The 18,115-nt window shown below is 63.7% G+C and carries 14 protein-coding genes; 2 read left to right on the forward strand and 12 right to left on the reverse strand.

The genetic code is table 11. From position 1 onward, the window contains the following. Positions 1-938: 938 nt before the first annotated feature. The 5 genes from EV664_RS16145 to EV664_RS16165 form a co-directional block, all read right to left on the reverse strand. Positions 939-2,033: an alkene reductase gene (locus EV664_RS16145; protein WP_133496748.1), complete on the reverse strand. Its 1,095-nt coding sequence runs from the start codon at positions 2,031-2,033 to the stop codon at positions 939-941. 15 nt (positions 2,034-2,048) lie between these two features. Next, entirely contained in the window at positions 2,049-3,470 is a 1,422-nt protein-coding gene (locus EV664_RS16150; protein WP_133496749.1) for a dihydrolipoyl dehydrogenase, read from the reverse strand. Then, positions 3,467-4,843: an NAD-dependent succinate-semialdehyde dehydrogenase gene (locus EV664_RS16155; RefSeq protein WP_133496750.1), complete on the reverse strand. Its 1,377-nt coding sequence runs from the start codon at positions 4,841-4,843 to the stop codon at positions 3,467-3,469. Before EV664_RS16155 ends, EV664_RS16150 begins: the two co-directional genes overlap by 4 nt. A gap of 46 nt (positions 4,844-4,889) precedes the next feature. Next, on the reverse strand, positions 4,890-5,648 hold the full coding sequence (locus tag EV664_RS16160) for a hypothetical protein (RefSeq protein WP_133496751.1): 759 nt from the start codon (positions 5,646-5,648) through the stop codon (positions 4,890-4,892). A gap of 204 nt (positions 5,649-5,852) precedes the next feature. After that, positions 5,853-6,866 (reverse strand): NAD-dependent epimerase/dehydratase family protein, encoded by a 1,014-nt coding sequence (locus tag EV664_RS16165; RefSeq protein ID WP_133496752.1) that lies wholly within the window; start codon positions 6,864-6,866, stop codon positions 5,853-5,855. A gap of 156 nt (positions 6,867-7,022) precedes the next feature. Here EV664_RS16165 and EV664_RS16170 point away from each other — a divergent pair, with 156 nt between their 5' ends. Then, complete coding sequence (locus EV664_RS16170) at positions 7,023-9,143, forward strand: TonB-dependent receptor (RefSeq protein WP_133496753.1); 2,121 nt, start codon at positions 7,023-7,025, stop codon at positions 9,141-9,143. 57 nt (positions 9,144-9,200) lie between these two features. On the opposite strand, the gene EV664_RS16175 is transcribed toward EV664_RS16170, so the two are convergent. From EV664_RS16175 to EV664_RS16205, 7 genes are all read right to left on the reverse strand, one after another. After that, entirely contained in the window at positions 9,201-10,268 is a 1,068-nt protein-coding gene (locus tag EV664_RS16175) for a glycosyltransferase family 2 protein (protein ID WP_133496754.1), read from the reverse strand. Continuing rightward, positions 10,265-12,760 (reverse strand): DegT/DnrJ/EryC1/StrS family aminotransferase, encoded by a 2,496-nt coding sequence (locus tag EV664_RS16180; RefSeq protein WP_133496755.1) that lies wholly within the window; start codon positions 12,758-12,760, stop codon positions 10,265-10,267. Before EV664_RS16180 ends, EV664_RS16175 begins: the two co-directional genes overlap by 4 nt. Positions 12,761-12,844: 84 nt before the next feature. After that, positions 12,845-13,990, reverse strand: a complete 1,146-nt coding sequence (locus EV664_RS16185) for an aminotransferase class V-fold PLP-dependent enzyme (protein WP_133496756.1) — start codon at positions 13,988-13,990, stop codon at positions 12,845-12,847. Continuing rightward, positions 13,987-14,751: a tryptophan 2,3-dioxygenase gene (locus EV664_RS16190; RefSeq protein ID WP_133496757.1), complete on the reverse strand. Its 765-nt coding sequence runs from the start codon at positions 14,749-14,751 to the stop codon at positions 13,987-13,989. The genes EV664_RS16185 and EV664_RS16190 overlap by 4 nt, the downstream gene beginning before the upstream one ends. A 50-nt stretch (positions 14,752-14,801) precedes the next feature. After that, the gene (locus tag EV664_RS16195) at positions 14,802-15,686 is read right to left on the reverse strand and encodes a type II secretion system minor pseudopilin (RefSeq protein ID WP_133496758.1); all 885 of its coding nucleotides are present in this window, start codon (positions 15,684-15,686) and stop codon (positions 14,802-14,804) included. Then, positions 15,683-16,234 carry a prepilin-type N-terminal cleavage/methylation domain-containing protein gene (locus EV664_RS16200; protein ID WP_133496759.1) on the reverse strand — a complete coding sequence of 184 codons (552 nt, stop codon included), beginning with the start codon at positions 16,232-16,234 and terminating at the stop codon, positions 15,683-15,685. Before EV664_RS16200 ends, EV664_RS16195 begins: the two co-directional genes overlap by 4 nt. Further along, positions 16,231-17,268 (reverse strand): ABC transporter substrate-binding protein, encoded by a 1,038-nt coding sequence (locus tag EV664_RS16205; protein ID WP_133496760.1) that lies wholly within the window; start codon positions 17,266-17,268, stop codon positions 16,231-16,233. The genes EV664_RS16200 and EV664_RS16205 overlap by 4 nt, the downstream gene beginning before the upstream one ends. Positions 17,269-17,309: 41 nt before the next feature. Between EV664_RS16205 and EV664_RS16210 the strand changes: the two genes are divergently transcribed. Then, positions 17,310-17,978: a type II secretion system protein N gene (locus EV664_RS16210; protein ID WP_229668307.1), complete on the forward strand. Its 669-nt coding sequence runs from the start codon at positions 17,310-17,312 to the stop codon at positions 17,976-17,978. Positions 17,979-18,115 lie beyond the last annotated feature (137 nt).

The raw sequence follows: 18,115 nt of genomic DNA on the forward strand, positions 1-18,115 counted from the left end.
GGGGCTTGGGGAGAACGGCAGCACCTGCAGCAGATGCCAGCTTACGCTGGCATGACGGCGGGGGGATGGATTGCCATCCATGCAGTTTGGTATAAATGCCGCGCCCGATACCCGCGCAGCGGGCGTCCATGCCTCACTCGTTCGAAAGTGCTTTTCGAGCGCCCTCGGCCAGTTCGCAATTCTGGTTAGTACCTTCGCATTGCTGTTCGAGCATATCGGCGATTTTTCGCTGTTGCCGACGAACATAGGGGTCGCGGCGAATATCGGGCGAATAAACCTGTCTCGCGGATGTTCGCGAGTCCGGGTGATCGTTTCGGCTCGCAGGGTCAGCCCCCGAAGGAGCGATCCCGGAATGGCGCGGCACGGACCAGCCGATGACAATCCCGACCATCAGGCATATGCCCGCGACGATGGTGATTCTGAGCGGACGAAAAGGTCTCATCGCATCAGCCTATCGCCCTCTGCCGCATCGGCAAGAAATTCGCTTCGTCTCGTATTCCGCGAACGCGGGGGTCCAGAGCCGCAAACGCGCCGCCCGACGCTCTATATTCTCGCCTGCGCAGGAATACGAAAGACACCGCATCCCGACCCAAGCCGGTACCCGCCCGAACGCGGAGGTCCAGAGCCGCAAACGCGCCGCCCGACGCTCTGGATTTCCACCTGCGCGGGAATACGAAGGACACCGCACCCCGACCCCGACCCCTACCCCCGCGAACGCGAGGGTCCAGAGCCGCAACCGCACCACCCACCGTTCTGGATTCCCACCTGCGCGGGAATACGAAGGACACGCACCTCGACCCCGACCCGTACCCCCGCGAACGCGGGGGTCCAGAGCCGCAAACGCACCGCCCACCGTTCTGGATTCCCACCTGCGCGGGAATACAGGAGTACGCCGCCCCACGCTTACTGCATCAAACGGCGGCTCCCCCCCTCACCGATCAATGCGACGGGTCAAGAAACGGATAGTCGGTATATCCTACTTCGCCGCCGCCATAAAAGCTGCTCTGATCCTGCGCGTTCAGCGGCGCGCCGATGCGATAGCGTTCGGGAAGGTCGGGATTTGCGATGAACGGGCGGCCGAAACTCACTGCATCGGTATGGCCGTTCGCGATCATCTTGCTCGCTTTTGCGGCATCATAAGAGCCGTTGCCGATATAGGCACCGGCGAACAGCGGGCGCAGCCGCATCAGCAGGTCGCGTTCTTCGTCCGACTGGTCCTGCCCGTAAAATTGCTCGACGACATGCAGATAAGCGAGATTCTTGTCCGACAGCGCGCGATACGCCGCGCTGAACGTCGCTTCGCGGTCGCTATCGCTGATATCGTTCGCCTGACCCAGCGGCGACAGGCGGACGCCCACCCGATCGGCAGGAAACACCGAACATGCGCGATCGATCGCCTCGCTCAGCAGCCGCAGCCGGTTGTCGACCGACCCGCCATAGTCATCCTCGCGCTTGTTCGTCCCGTCCTGCAAAAACTGGTCGAGCAGATAGCCGTTGGCGCCATGCACCTCGACCCCGTCAAAGCCGGCAGCCTTTGCACTGCGGGCGGCATTCTCATAATCGTCCAGCGTCTGCGCGATCCCGTCCTTATCGAGCGCCACCGGCTCCGATGTCGGTTCGAAGCCGTTCGCGGTAAAGGTCTGCGCATCGGCTGCAATCGCGCTTGCCGATACCGGCTGACGATTATCGGGCAGTAGCGATACATGGCTGATCCGTCCGACATGCCATAGCTGGCAGAAAATCCGCCCGCCCGCCGCATGGACCGCTTCGGTAATCGGCTTCCATCCTTCGACATGGGCGTCGTCATAAATGCCGGGCGTATCGATATAGCCCTTGCCCATCGCCGAAATCTGCGTCGCTTCGGAGATGATGAGCCCTGCCGAGGCGCGCTGGCGATAATATTTCGCTGCCATGGCGCGCGGGGTGCCGTCGCTTTGCGAGCGGTTGCGGGTCAGCGGTGCCATCCATACCCTGTTGGGACAGGTCAGCGTGCCGATGGTCAGCGGTTCGAACAAGTTGCTGTATTCGGTCATGATATTTCCTGTAATTCAGCCGCCGGACGGGGTGCCCGTATCCTGATCGGCGGGAAGTTCGATAGGGGTCGAGGCGCAGATCGTGCGCAGCGCCGATTTCAGCCCCTCTTCGATCGTCGGGTGGTAAAAGGGCATTTCGAGCAACTGCGTCGCGGTCTGCCCCTGCTGGATCGCCCAGGCCAGGATATGGCCGAGATGCTCGCCCGCAGGAGCAATCAGGTCCGCCCCGATCAGCCGCCCGTCGGGCGCTGCGGCATAGAGCGTCAGCTCGCCCTCGTTGCGTCCTTCGACCCGCGCCCGGCCCTGATCGTCGAAGCTCGCATTGCCGGTCACCGCGCCATCTTCTTCCGCGCTGCCGATGCTGACCAGCGGGGGTTCGGTAAAAGTGATCGCGAAGTTGACGTAGCGCTCGGTGCTGATCGTCGCGGGCAGAGCGGAGGCATTGCGCCCGGCAATCGCCCCGTCATGCGATGCCTCGTGCAGCAGCGGCACATCGGCGGCGACATCGCCCGCCAGAAACACCGAAGACCCGCCGCATCGCATGGTTTCGCGGTCGTGCAGCGGCACGCCATGCTCATCGCATTCCAGCCCCGCCTTTTCGAGATCGAGGCCGTCCAGCACCGGCGGTCTGCCGACCGCAACGAGCACCTTCTCCACCTCGATTTCGCCGCTGCCATTGCCGCTCCACGCGACACGGGCGCCAACTTCGCAGGGTGAAGCGTCAACTTCGACACCCAGATGCACGTCAACATCGGCCTCGATCACGGCGCAAAGTGCGGCATGCACCTTCGGACAGCGGACCTTGCCCATCCGCTGCGACTGGTCGAACAGCGTCACTTTCGTCCCAAGCCGCGCAAAAGCTTGCGCAAGCTCCAGTCCGATCGGTCCCGACCCGACCACCGCCATGCTCTTCGGCAGGTCCTCCAGCTCGAAAATCGTGCGGTTCGTAAGTGCACACGCACCCAGCTTGTCGAATGGTGTCGGCATTGCGGGCGCCGATCCGGTCGCAATGACGATCGCCTTCGCCTCGACCGTACGCCCGTCATCCAGCGCGAGCGTATTCGACCCCGAAAAGCGCGCTTTTGCGCGGATGCGGATGCCTTTTGGGATGTCCTCGATCGATTCCCGCGTCAGCCGGGCGAAGCGATCGCGCTCTTCGCGAACCCGGTTCATGACCGCCGGGCCGTCGACGCGAACTTCGCCCGCATCGATCCCGAACAGCCCTGCCCGCGCCACCTCATGCCGCGCCTTCGCCGCCGCAATCACCAGTTTGGAGGGCATGCAGCCATAATTGGCGCAAAGCGTCCCGATAAATTCGGGGTCGATCAGCAGCGTTTTCGCGCCGTTCTTGCGCGCCGAGCGCTCGGCGGCGAGGCCGGCAGTGCCGGCCCCGACCACCGCAACGTCGCAGGAAAGCACGGGTTTTTCCGCGCTCATGCGATGGTGATCGCCTTGATATTGACGAACTCCTTCAGCCCTTCTTCGCCATGCTCCCGGCCATAGCCCGATCCCTTCACACCGCCGAACGGCATATCGGGGGTCGCGACGTTGAAGGTGTTGATGAACACCATGCCGGTATCGAAATATTTGCCCGCAAGCTCCCGTGCACGCTCGGTATTTTTCGAGAAAATGCCGCCGCCAAGGCCATAGCGGCTGGAATTGGCGATGCGCATCGCATCTTCATCATCCTCGGCCCGGATGATCGACGCCACCGGCCCGAACAGCTCATCGTCATACGCAGGCTGCCCCGGCGCGACATCCACCAGCACCGTAGCGGGATAGAACCAGCCCTTGCGGTCTGGAATCTCACCACCGACCAGCACGCGCGCGCCCTTCTCGACGCTTTGCTCCACCTGCTGATGCAGCTGATCGCGCTGCCTTTTGGTGACCATCGGCCCGAGTTGCGTTTCGCCTTCGCGCGGATCGCCCATCCGAATCGCACCGAATTTTTCGGCATAACGCTCGACAAAAGCGTCATAATTTTTCTTCGTGACGATGAACCGCTTGGCGTTCACACAGGTCTGACCGTTATTGTACAGCCGCCCCTTCACACAGGTATCGACCGCGACATCCAGATCGGCATCGTCAAGCACCAGATACGCATCGTTGGACCCCAGTTCGAGCACCGTCTTCTTGACCACCGACGCCGCTTTCTGGCCGACGATCTTGCCCGCTTTGTCGCTGCCGGTCAGCGTGACGCCGCGCACCAGATCGTTTTCGATAATCTTGTCCGACTGATCGTGATCGATCACCAGCACGCCGAACAATCCCTGGGGAAGCCCTGCCTTTTCATAGATAACGCGCAGCAGCAGCCCGCTACCGGTGCACGGCTCGGCATGTTTCAGCAGCACGCCGTTACCCGCCATCAGGCTGGCGATCGAATAGCGGATCGCCTGATAGGCAGGGAAATTCCATGGCTGAATGCCATAGATCACGCCCATCGGCGAATGGGTGACCACGCCCTTGCCCTTCGGCACCTGACGCTCCTGATCGGCAAGCACTTTCGGCCCATTTTCGGCAGTATATTCGCAGATCGCGGCGCAAAGCTCGACCTCGCCCTTCGCATCGCGCAGCAGCTTGCCGACTTCGCGGGTCATCAGCTCTGCCAGTTCCTCCTTCGTATTGCGAAGCTCACCGGCAATCGCATTGATGACCTTCGCGCGATCCTCAAGGCTGCGCAGCCGCCATTCGAGATGCGCCTCATGGCTTTTGCGAACGATGTCTGCGGCCTCGTCATCGGAAATATAGGTATAGGTCTGGACGGTTTCCTCGGTCAGCGGATTGACCGTTTCGAACTGTGTATCAGCCATATTCTCTCTCATCTTTCTGCAAATATTCGGGGTGCGGTGCGGCACGTCAGCCGTGCGCCGCGCGATGCTTTTCGAGCGTCTTCTCAACGCGCGACAATGCGTTCAGAATTTCGGACCGCCACCCGCCTTCATCGAGGTCGCGGATGGCGGAATGCGCCGTGCAGACAGCAGGGGTGCCCGACCAGCGCCCGGCCAGATCGCGCGCCCATTCGGCATAGGCATCGGCCGCGCCGGGTTCTGGTTTCAACGCCTTGGCAAGCATCGGATGGAAGCGCAGCCTGCCCGACACCAGCGGCTTCAACAGCCCCGGCGCTTCGAACGAATTGAGCGTATCATCGACATGCACCACGCCGCTCTCGCGATGCCGCGTGAGCACCGAGGAGACATGGACGCTTTCGTCGTCGCTGATAAAATCCACCCCATCGGGGATGGAAAATTCCAGCGTATCGGCAAATTCCGCCTGCAATGCCGCATCTTCGGTACGAAGCGGATCCCAGGGAAGATCGGGCAGTTTGTCATGATGGCGCTGCGTTCCGATCAGCCTGGCATGCGGCGCAACCGCGCGGATGGAGCGGCAGTGCAGCGTATGAAACGGATGGACGTTGATAACCGCCTCAATCGCTTTCCCGCCATCGGTCAGCGCATGCAACGGCTGCCGGTCCTCCTCACGAAGCTCGCAACTGTCGATGAGCAGAAAGCGACCGCCCGGCCGGCGGACGAGCGACATCTGCGTACCGATGTTGATCAGCCCGGCAATCCGGAAATCACCGCGGAGATTCCAGAAACCTTCGCCCAGACGCCGCATTTTCGCTTGCACCTCCTGTAGCGCGGGACGAAGCCCGTCCCGCTGTCGGCATGATGGTGCAATAAAGAGCGAACGGGGCGCAGGTTCCTTCGCTGCGCCTGCTTCGACAAGCGGGTATGTCGTGCGCGATTGATATTCGAACGATCTAAATCACCGGTTTGCGGGGATTCGTCAGTCGCGAGGCTCTCCGACCGGGCGCGCGAATTATTTTTCGTTGCCGCTCGCGCGATAGTCGCGAAACCATTCGACGAAGCGCGGAATACCGACCGAGATGGGGGTAGTCGGCTCAAAGCCGAGATCGCTCCGGATCGCGCTGATGTCAGCGCTCGTCATCGGCACATCGCCGGGTTGCATCGGCTGATAGTCGCGGATCGCCTCGCGCCCCGCCGCCGCTTCGATGGTGCTGATCAGATATTCCAGCTTTTCGGGCATGCTGTTTCCGATATTGTAGAGGCGGTGCGGCGACACGCTCCCGCCCGGCTTTTTCGCGCCGTCATCGGGCGGCGGATTATCGAGCGCCGCCACGACGCCTGAAACGATATCGTCGATATAGGTAAAATCGCGCAGCATGTCGCCGCCGTTGAATATCCGGATCGGACGACCTTCCAGAATGGCTGCGGTGAACAGCCATGGCGCCATGTCGGGGCGCCCCCATGGCCCATATACGGTGAAGAAACGCAGTCCGGTCTGCGGAAGGCGATAGAGATGCGCATAGGTTTCGCTCATCAGCTCGTCCGCCCTTTTGGTCGCCGCATAGAGTGATACCGGCCGGTCCACCCGGTCCTCCACCCGGAACGGGGCTTCGCGGTTGGCGCCATAAACGGACGAGGACGATGCATAGACCAGGTGCGCGACCTTGTGCGTGCGCGCAAGTTCAAGCAGGTTCAGATGGCCGACCAGATTGGACCGCGCATAAGCACGCGGGTTTTCGATCGAATAGCGCACCCCCGCCTGCGCACCCAGATGGACGATCCGTTCGAAACCGCTGCCCGCCACCGCCGTATCGAGCGCCGCTTCGTCGGCAAAGTCGCATCGCGCGAAGGTGAAGCGACCGCCGCCGTCTCCGGCTTCGATCCATGCCAGACGATCGTGCTTCAGCGAGACCGGGTAATAATCGTTGAGATTGTCGATCCCCAGAACCTCATCCCCCCGCGCGATCAGGCGGCGACAGACATGCGCCCCGATAAAGCCCGCAGCGCCGGTAACCAATATCTGCATGCCCCCTCGCCTCCCCAATCCGTCAAAGCCGGCAGCCCTGCACTCTGCCTAGATGCACCGGGCCGGGCCGCGCAATGTGAAACTGCAAATGAGATGTTGTCACATCTCCGAAATCTCGATAAGCGCTGCCCCAAATCAGTAACCAAAGGGGTATCCATGTCATTTTCCCGTCTTCGCGCCGGTGCGGCGATCGCCGCGCTGCTGGCTCCTGCCGCAGCCTTTGCGCAGAGCACGCCGTCAGATAGCGGACAGGACCGTTTCCACGCCACGCCGAGCACCGATATCATCGTAACCGGCGTTCTGCCGGTCGCGCGGCAGGACATGCTGTCGGGCGTTGCAGTGCTGCAGGGCGAAAAGCTTACCCAGGCGTTGCGCCCCTCGATCGGCGAGACGCTGGCCGAAACCCCCGGCGTGTCGGCCACCTCGTTCGGTCCCAGCGCCTCGCGCCCTGTCCTGCGCGGCCTTCAGGGCGAGCGCGTTCGTATTCTGACCGATGGCATCGGTTCGATCGACGTTTCGAATACCTCGGTCGATCATGCGGTAGTGGTCAATCCGCTGCTCGCCGAACGCATCGAAGTGCTGCGCGGCCCGCAATCGTTGCTCTACGGTTCCTCGGCGATCGGCGGCGTGGTGAATGTCATCGACAAGCGCATTCCCCGCTCGGTTCCGGATGAGCCGGTGCATATCGGTGCGCTGGCGACCTATGGTTCGGCGGCGAACGAACGCTCGGGCGCCGGCTCGATCGACGTTCCGATCGGCAGCAACTGGGTCATCCATGCAGACGGCAGCTATCTGAAGACCGACGATCTGAAGATCGGCGGCTATGCGCTGACCCCTGAATTGCGGCGTCAGGCGCTGGCTTCGGCGCAATTGCCGCAAGACCCCGATGCAGAAGAGCCGATCGATTTCGCCGCCAATGCCAATGTGAAGGGCAAGCTCCCCAATTCTCAGTCCAAGACCTGGACCGCCGGCGCAGGGATCGCTTATATCGGCGACGGCGGCAGCTTCGGTCTGTCCTACAGCCATTATGACAGCCTGTACGGCATTCCCATCCGTTTCGCGACTGAGCCCGGGCAGGAACAGGAAGGGCCGCGTCTCGACCTGCTGCAAAACCGGGTCGATGCGCGGGTGGAGATCAATGCGGGCGGCAATGTGCTCGACAAGATCGCGCTGCGCTACGGCTATGCCAATTATCGCCATTTCGAACTGGAAGAAGATGGCGAGATCGGCACCGCCTTTTACAATAAGGGGATGGAGGGTCGCTTAGACCTTACCCAGACCAAACATGGTGCGTGGAGCGGTGTGACCGGCGGGCAGTTCTTTATCCGCGACTTCAACGTCGTCGGCGAAGAGGCTTTCCTGCCCAAGAACAGCACCGAACAGGTCGGCATCTTCACGCTGCAACAGCTCGATTACGGCGCACTGAAATTCGTCGCCGGCGCCCGGTATGAAAATACCGCGCTGGAGGGCAAGCCCATGCCGGAACAGGATCAGTTCTTCAACGGCCGGCGCTCGTTCGATGCCTTTTCAGCATCGCTCGGCGCATCCTACGGCTTTACGCAAAACTGGCGTTTGGGCGTGAACCTGTCGCGCACCGAACGCGCGCCTGCAGCCGAAGAACTCTTCGCCAACGGCCCCCATGCCGGAACCGAGGCGTTCGAGGTCGGCAATGCCAATTTCGGCCTGGAAAAGAGCTGGGGCGCAGAAGCGATCCTGCACGGCAGCGGCCCCGGTTACACGTTCGAGGCCTCGGCCTATCACACCTGGTTCTCGAACTTCATTTATGAAGATCAGACCGGCGTGATCGAGGATGGTCTGCCCGTCTATCAGTTCCGTCAGGCCGATGCCCGCTATTACGGGTTCGAAGTGCAGGGTTCGGCGACGCTCGCCAAAATCGGCGAAGCGCGGATCGTTGCCGACGGCCTTGCCGATTATGTCCATGCGAAGATCGACAATGTCGGGGCCGCACCGCGCATCCCGCCGCTGCGACTGATGGGTGGTCTGGGTGTGAATACCGAGAAATTCGACGTTCGCGGTGAAGTTGAACATTCGTTCGATCAGAAGCGCGTGACCTCCTTCGAAACGCCCACGGATGGTTTCACACTGGTCAATGCGGAGGTCAATTATCGGCCCTGGGGGAACGCGCGCCCGCTCAGCTTCGCATTGTCGGCGAACAATATCTTCAACGTGAACGCCCGGCGGCACGCGTCCTTCCTGAAGGATTATGCCCCGCTTGCCGGTCGTGACATCCGCCTCAGCGCCCGGATCGATTTCTGATCCGGGCCGGACGGCGGCGTAGCGCGACATTTCGCACCGCCGCCGTCCGCCCCCCTTTTAACCATCGGCATTGGTTCGATCGGTCGGACGTCTTCGCGCGCGCATCCGGCCGATCATCGCCGATACGATCAGGTCGTGCGAAGGACCGTTCCCCGCCGGAGCGCGAATCGCCCACATTTCATGAAGCTGGACCGCGCCCGAGCGGATTGCCGCACGGCACGCCCGCCACCATAGTTGCGCGGTATCCGAGCGCACCGCTTCCAGCATGTCGCCGGACAGATCGCGCTTCGCGATAAACGCCGCTTGCAACCGTTCGACCAGCCCGAACATCCGGTACAGCGATTCAGCATCGCGGACCGGATGGCGCGCCATGACATGGCGCACGATCAGCTCGGTATCGCGCTTGTCGACCATGCCGAGAAGCCTGGCATGTTCCTCCGAAAGCAGCCGCACCGCTGCGCGGAGCATCCGCTCCTCGCCGCGCTGTGACATGCTGCCCGGAATGATCCGGTACAGTGTCAGCGGCTCGGCGAGCTCCGCAATGCGCCCGAAGCGCCGCAAGCGATGATACAGGTCGAAATCCTCGACATAATGCCGCTCGGTCCGTTCGAACCGGTCGAGCCGCCGTACCGCATCGGCACGAAACATGGTCGAAGACCAGACGAGCGGATTGCGCGTCAGCATCATCCAGTCGATCAGGTCGCTCGTCATTCCCATCGGACGATGATGCGGGCGAACCGTGCCGTTTTCGTAGAGCTGCGATCCCGTCCCGACCAGCATCACCTCGGGATGGGCATCGAGAAACGCGACCTGCCGCGCAAAGCGTTCGGGCATGCACAGATCGTCATGGTCCAGCCCGGCAACATAGCGCCCTCGGGCAAGCGAAAAACCAAGGTTGCGCGCATGGACGCACCCCCGATTGACCGGTGCGCGGACGAAGCGAATTCGCGGATCACCATAAGCGCGAACCACGGCGGCGGTATGGTCGGGCGAACAATCGTCGACCACGATCACCTCGAAATCCGAAAAGGTCTGCGCGACCAGACTATCGAGCGTTTCGGCGATCAGCGCGGCGGAATTATAGGTCGGAATAATCACGCTGACGGTCGGCGCGCTCCCGCTCATGCCGCTGCCCGGGCGCGCTTTTCCAGCAGCGAATCGATGATCATCGATCCGACGTCGTTCTGCCAGAGCCACAGCCCGTTGGCCTTCCCCTGAAAGCTCGGCTCGCCGCCCAGCCGCCCTTCGGGAACGAAACCGGCGGCAAGTCCGATGCCGTAGGCGTCGGGCAACGGATTGCCCGACGCGTCGATCACCTGACAGCGCTGATTGACCAGCCGGGGCCGCCCCGGCGCATCGGCGGCAAGCGCGATCCTTGTGCCGTCGGCCTCCTGCAGGACCATCCCGTTGGGCCGATACCCAAGCGCGGCAATGACGATATCAGCGTCACTAATGGCGGTGCGGGCCGCCGCTTCGTCGCGCACCGCATCGATCATCGCAACGCGCGGATCGGGAACGCGCCCGCCAACCGCCAGCATCCGCAGCAGCAATTCGCGCGCTTCGAGCCGAAACCCGGCGAGGCGATACACAAAGCCGCTGATCGGACAGATGTCTGCGTCGGTGAAGTCAGTGAAGCCTTCGGCATGCGCTGCCTCCACAGAGGGGAAGAAGGGACGCAAAGGCCGCCGGTGAATAAGGCGGATCGCATCAGCACCCAGCGGGAGCGCCGGCTGCGCCTTGAGCAGCAACGCGACGGTGCTGAGCGCGCTGGTCGATCCGCCCACTACCGCGATGCGCGGCGCGCGCACGTCTGCGAGGCGCCGGGCGAGTGCCGCCATGCCGCCGGTCCGGATCACATCACCGCTCAATATCAGCCGTTCGCCGGCGAGCGCACCCAGCGTCTGGCCGACGATTTTTTCCGCGCGGCTGGTATCGATACATTGGCGTCCACCAGTCGCGATCAGCAGATTGTCCGCAACCAGTTCGCGACGTTCGCCATCGGGCAGGCGAAGCGCCACTGACCATCCGCCGCCACCCAGACGCCGGGCATGTTCCGCATCAACCCCGCGCAGGATGCGCGCGCCCGCGCGTTCGGCGATGCCGGTAATGCGCTCGGCAAGTTCGCGGAGAAAGGGCGGCGTGAGCGCCAGCGGCACGCCCAGCGCGCCCTTATAACCCTGAATGATCCGCGACCCCGGCGCGTCGGCAAGCGCCGCAATCTCGGGATAGGGGCTTTCGGCAATGGCCGTGAGAAAGGTCTCGGCCGTGCTGTCCGAAGTGATCGCATACTCACCGAGCCGCCCGTCACCCAGCGTGGCGGACCGGTCGATAATCGTGAGGCCGCGCTCGGCCAGTTGCTCGATCCGCCCTTCGCGCGCAGCGGCGATCATCACCGCCATGCCGCCCGGACCGCCGCCGATGATCGCCGTCCCGGTCCGATCCGGACCCGTTCCCGCGCCCGGACGCCCGGCTCTGCTTTCGACGCGGGCAAGCGCATCGAACATGGCGTCGGCGATGCGCGGCACGTCCGAAACTTCCATTGCGTCATGCAAAGGCAGGCTGAGCACCCGGGTCGCGATATCCTCCGCCACCGGCACCGCTTCACAGAGCGCAGTCGCGGCAAAATGCGGGTGTTTGCCGAGATGCGGCGTGAAATAGCTGCCCGCTCCGATCCCCGCTTCGCCCAGAAGCGCGATGACGCGATCGCGCTGCGGCGCAAGGTTGCGCGGCAGCAGTAGCGACTGAAACTGCGCCAGCGGACGCCTGCCCGACAGGCGCTGAACCGAAAATCCGCGAAGTGCTTCGGAATAGGCGCTCAGCAATCGGGTGCGATGATCGGCGGCGGCATTGATCTGCGACAGCTTGGCGCGGGCGAGCAGGCCGAGCACTTCAGGCAATTTCGCGTTGATGCCGGGGCGGGTGGCCAGGCGCGGCGCACCGAAACCGAAATTTCCCATTTCGCGAATTGCGGCGATACGCCGTGTATCGGCCGAATAAACCAGCCCGCCCTCGGCAGTGGCAAAGGGTTTGGTGGCGTGCATCGAAAATACGGTGGTGAAGGGATAGCCGGCGCCGAACCCGCGCCCGCGCTCATCGATCGCACCCAGCGATGCTGCGGCATCGATCACCACTGCGATACCATGGCGATCGGCCATGACACGATAGCGATCGAGATCGATACAGGTGCCGAACGTCGCATAGGGAATGACAGCGGCGATCCGGTCGCCATAGCGCTCCAGCGCCGCCTGCTCCGCCGCAGCGCACGCCGCCCAGTCATCGGGATCGCTGTCGACGAAGAGCGGGGTCAGCCCTGCCCATTGCGCGGCGTGCGCCGTCGCCGCAAAGGTGAAGGCAGGCATCATCGCATAGCGTTCGCCGCGCCAGTCACGTCCGACCGCCTCGCGAATGGCAAGCATCAGGCCGAGCGTCGCATTGGCGACAGCATGGCAGTCGCCCTCGCCCTGAAACAGCTGCTTCAGCGCGTCGCGCTCAAACGCCGTCACCTGCGGTCCGCCATTGCTGAACTGCCCTGATCGCTCGAGCGCGTGCAGTTCATCACCCAAAAGGCTCAACTTCGGCGGATTCGGCGAAATCAACGCAATATGCTTCTGGTGCATGCCCTTCCCTACCTGTCCGACGCCAAGCGTCCCGATGCGAAAGGGACCATGCCCGAATTTCAATGATAAAAGGTGAATGAGGCATCAAATCGCTGTCAGCGCGGCATGTAATTTCGCCACGTCCCGTGCATCGTGATACAGGCCGAACCCGATGCGCAGCACATCGCCGCGCGCATCGGTAATCACCTCCTGTTCCAGCAGCGCCTTTTGCCAGGATTGCGCGGACGCCGAACGAAAGGCCAGGAATCGCGCCTGCCCCGGCCCCGCTGCGTGCAGCAGTTCCGCCCCGGCGAGCGGCGTTCCATCGATCCTGTCGAGCAATTCTGCTTTCAGGCTGTCGACATGCGCGCTGATCGATGCGGTTGTCAGCCCTTCATCGCGCAGCATCTCGCGCACCGCAACGAACCGATACAGGCCGGAGGGATCGAAGGTGGAGCCGAGAAAGCGGCGCGCATCGGGTGCATAGCCGATATGTCCCGGCGGCGCGGCAAGATCCTCGAACTCGGCATACCAGCCGGTCAGCACGGGCCGCTCCGCAAAGCCGTGCGGTGCGTGCATCAGGCCGACGCCCTCCCCCGACATCGCATATTTATACCCGCCCGACAGATAGAATGCGCGATCCGCATAGGCCGAAATATCGGTCTCGACTGCCATGAAGCCGTGATAGCCGTCGATCATCACCCATGGTCCTTCGGGCCGGGAAAGCGCCGCCACCCGGTCCAGCCCATTAATCACCTTGCCGGTACCGAACATGGTCTGGCTGACGAAGATCAGGTCGTAATGGGCCTTGCCCGCTGCCTCGACCAGCCGGTCTGCAAGGCCCGCGCCGACCGGCAGCCGCTCGATCACCGCCTCGCCCGCTTCTTCCCAGCGATCGGCCTGACGGCGGAAGCTGTGAAACTCGCCCTGGCTGGTGAGGATGCGCAGCGGACGATGTCCGATTGCCGAGGCGATGCGGATCAGAAAATCATGCGTATTGCCCGCGAAAACCACCGTCGACGGATCGGGCGCGCCGATCTCTTCGGCGACATAGCGTTGCGCCAGCGGCCAGATTTCATCCATCACCCGCCCCCATTTGCGATCGGCGAGCCGCGCGGCATCCTGCCATGCAGCAAGCTGCCCGACATAGCTCGCATCGGGCCACAAGTGATGGCTGTGCGCCGCGAAATGCAGCCGCTCCGGGGCGGCGGCAAGCGACCGGGCGAAAAGATGCTTATAGCTTTGGGTCACAACATGGTCCGCAACTGCCAGAGTTCGGGAAAGGCGCGCTTCGACAAGGTGGATTCAAGATAAGGCACGCCCGCAGTGCCGCCCGTACCCCGTTTGCCGCCGATGATCCGCGACACCGTCATCACATGTTTGTGCCGCCAGGTCGCAAGCGCATCGTCGATATCCATCAGCTTTTCGGCGAGCTGGTACAGGCTCCAGTGGCGATCGGTATCGCGATAGACCTGAAGCCACGCGGCGGTAACGGCCGGATCGGCTTCATACGGCGCCTGCCAGTCACGGTTCAGCGCGCTTTGCGGCACCTCGAACCCGGCGCGGGCGAGCGCGGCATTGGCATCGTCCCACAGGCTGGGCTGCGCCGCTGCTGCCTCGGTCATCTCGCCATAGCGCGGGCCGTCGCGCACGCCCAGCATCACCTCCACGGTGCGGAACTGGTCTGACTGAAATCCCGAACTGGTGCCGAGCACATCGCGAAAGCTGGTATAGTCGCTGGGCGTCATCGTCGCGAGCACGTCCCAGGACAAGGTCATCACTGCCTGTATCCGCGATACGCGCGACAATGCCTTATACGCCTCGACCAGCTGATCGTCGCCGATCAGCCGTTTGGCGAGACCGATCTCAGCGATCGTCTGTTTCAGCCAGAGCTCTTTGGTCTGATGGATGATGACGAACAGCAATTCATCGTGCTTGTCCGAAATCGGATGCTGCGCGCCCAGTATCGCGTCGAGCGCGAGATAGCGGCCATAGGTCATGTTTTCGCTCATGCCCGCCCTTCTACGGCGTCTGCCGCAAAAGCTGAACCGGCTTTGGCGATCTATCGCGAAGTCGGCGCGAAGGCGGGGGCTTCCGGCGGAATCGCTGAGTTGCGCCAGCGTTCGACCGCTGCAGCGTGCGGCACGCCCTGACTGTCGATGCCGCGCACGATCAGGGCAGCCTCCTCCTGCCGCGTTTCACCCAGCGTGACGCCGCTATGCACCCAGAATATATCCGAATTGAAGCTCGTCCCGGGCTGCAGCGAGAGGCCCGCATCGGTGAAATCAGCCCGGGTAAGATAGCCGCGCTGCCGCCTGGTCGCGAGCAGCCGGTCCAGCGTCTCCTGATCACCGAACAACAGGCCGAGCAGTTCGGGGGAGGCGCTGTTCAGATTGATCGTGCGCTTGCCCGGCAGCGCGGTGACCATGGTGTCAAGCCGGTCGAGCACCTTCGGATCGATCCCGGCGAGGCGCAGCGGGCGCAGGTCCGATACCGGCCCATATTCGCGAACCAGTCCGGCAGCGGCCATCGCCTGATCTTCGGTAAACCCGGCAGCAAGGGCGATCTTGCGGAACAGCATCAGGTCGGAGGCGTCGAATTCACGGACATTGTTGATGTTGAACCGGCCCTGCGCATCGGCAATGGCGAGGTCGAAACTGCCGCCGTCAATCTTCGCGCCGCGCTCCTGAAGCTTCGCCCAATCCTCCCCCTGATGGTCGATGGTCGGCGACGTCACCAGATCGCGGCGGAGCGCGACAATCGCCGATGTCTCGCCGCCGCGCGCAACGGCAAGCGCGCGCGCTGCGTCGGTCGAGCGCAGCGACTGATCGAGCGCCAGTTCCTCGCGATTGATCATCAACAGCACCAGCCCCGATGCAATCGCGACGAACAGCAGCACATTGACGAGAATCATTCCCGTTTCTTCGTCGCGCACTGCCCGGCTCATTCGGGTGCCTCAGCCGTTTCGGGTTGCGATATGCCGGCCGGCAAAGCCACCACGCGTCGCAACACGCCATCGCCGGTCGAAAGTGTCAGCGCCACGGCATCGGGTCGCGCATCGGGCTTTTCGGGATCGACCGGCCAGCGTGCCAGCCAGACGCCCTGTTTCAGGAACGTCCAATTCCCCGAAGACACCCCGGACAGCGCAAGCTGCGGCTGGCCTCCCGCAATGCGGATCAGCGTGCCGCCACGTATCGCATATTGCACCGGCACCGGCGGGCCGCCCAGCCCCGGCGCGATGCGGGTCAGCGATATGATATCGCCGCCGCCGGTCACCGGGCCGGTCGTCACCTGATCGAAATCGCTGGCGACGACGAACATCGCACGCTGAACCGCGGCGGTGCGGTCGAGCCGCGCCTCAGTCTTTCCCTGCACACCCATCACGCCGTCGACCAGGCCCAGCCCCGCCGCCGCGATCAGCGCGAACAGGCCAAGGCTGACCATCACCTCGATCAGGGTGAAACCCTGTTCTGAGCGGCGCGACGCCATGGTCATGCCCCCCGGCTGGCCGCCACCTTGCGATAGCCGCCCGGCCCGGCGAGCAGGATCGCGAATTCGCGCGAGACCGATCCGTCGGTGCGGAAACGCACCCGCCCCGTCGCGCCGGCATAGCCTTCGTCGCGAAGCACGCCCGCCCGGCTCAGCATATCGTCGGCGCGCAACTGGCTGGCGAACCCGGCGGCATCGTAAGCAAGCGCAGCGATCGCACCGGGATCGCCGCCGTTGCGCGCCTGATAGCTTCGCGCGAAGCTGCCGAACGCATCGGGGTCGAGGCTGGCGATCCATGCGCCGTCGAGCACCTCCATCGCCTGCGGCCGATGGTCGAGCGCCTCCAGCGTGCCGAGCAGTTGAATGCCGGTATCTTTCAGGTTGCGCGCGACAGCGAGCGCGGTGTCGCTCGTGCCCGGCACCAGCACACCGTCCGGCGCATCGCCCGCCATGGGGAGCGGCCCGCCCGGCACCACCTCCAGCACGCGTGCCTCCATGGCCAACTGGCCCTGCATGGCAAGCGCGGCGGCAGCCGACGCCTTCGCCCAGGGCGAACCGTCCGAGATCACCGCAACCGACCGCACGCCGCGCGAGCGGGCATAGGTCAGGATCGCCGAGGTCACCTGCCCCGGCGTAATGCCGAAGACATAGGCACCCGAGGCGCGGGCCTCCGGATCGTTGGTGAAGGAAATCACCGGCACGTCGCCCGCGACGCGGGCGACCGCAGCGACATCGCCCGACAATAAGGGGCCGAGGATCAGCGCCGCTTTGCGCTTCACCGCTTCCTGCGCCGCCGATGCGGCCCCGCGCGGCGTACCGCCGGTGTCGAGAACCATCGGCGCGATATCATTTTGCGCAAGCATGGCAGCGCGTTGCATGGTAAGGCCCAGCCCCGCTCGCGGTCCCGTGAGCGGAACCAGCAATGCCACCGGTCGCTCGTCCTTGTCGCGAGCTTCCGCAATCAGGGGGGATGCGGCCCATGCCGTCGCGGACAGCACCAGACCGGAGCGGATTTGGGTCAGAAACCGGCGTCGATTCATCTCTGCTTCCCGATTACGACCGGCAAGCGGCACGCCGCCGGGTGATCGTCTTTGTGAGTGTCGGCGTGCTTGCCTATCTGATCGCGATGGTCGCGACCATGCCCGCAAGCGTGCTGATCCGCAATCGCGACTGGCGGACCGGAATTTCGGGCACGATCTGGAACGGCGAAGCGGGGCTTGCCGGGGGCAGCGTGCTCAGCTGGCAGTTCGCGCCGCTCCGTTCGCTCACCAGCCTCGGCTTCGCGATCGACTGGCATGCGAACGGCGCCGATACCGATATCGGCGGGCGGGCGCTGTTCCGGCCGGGCCGCACCGTGCTTGACCATGTCAGCGGGTCTGCCGATGCCAGCCTGATCAAGGCGATCCAGCCGCTCCCCTTCGACTGCGCCATGCAGATGCATGTCGAAATGCCGCGTATCGCGATCGGCGGCGGCGATTCGGAGATGGAGGGACAGCTCGCGACCGATACCGGAAGCTGCGTTGGCGCCAACGGCATCGCCACTCCGGTCGCGCCGCTGGTTCTGACCGCAGAACCCCTGGGTCAGGAAACGCGCATTCGCCTGACCCCGATGGCGCAGCGCCGGCGCGAGCTGGTTCGCGCGACGCTGAAGGAGGATGGCGCGCTTTCGATCACCATGACGCAGGCCGGTGCCGCGGCGCTTCCCTTTGCCGGGGTGCCGGGTGGGAGCACGATCGAAGCCGGCCTGTAACCGGCGGCAGGAAGGACGGCGCTTCGACAGGCTCAGCGCCAACGGTGGGTTTATGGTAGCGGACATATACTCGCGCTCGCCCCGAGCATTCGTGTCCCTCCGCTTGCCCCGAGCCTGTCGAAGGGCCGTACTCTCAT

Origin of the sequence: Stakelama pacifica (assembly GCF_004361835.1) — a bacterium.
Lineage (GTDB): Bacteria > Pseudomonadota > Alphaproteobacteria > Sphingomonadales > Sphingomonadaceae > Sphingomonas > Sphingomonas pacifica.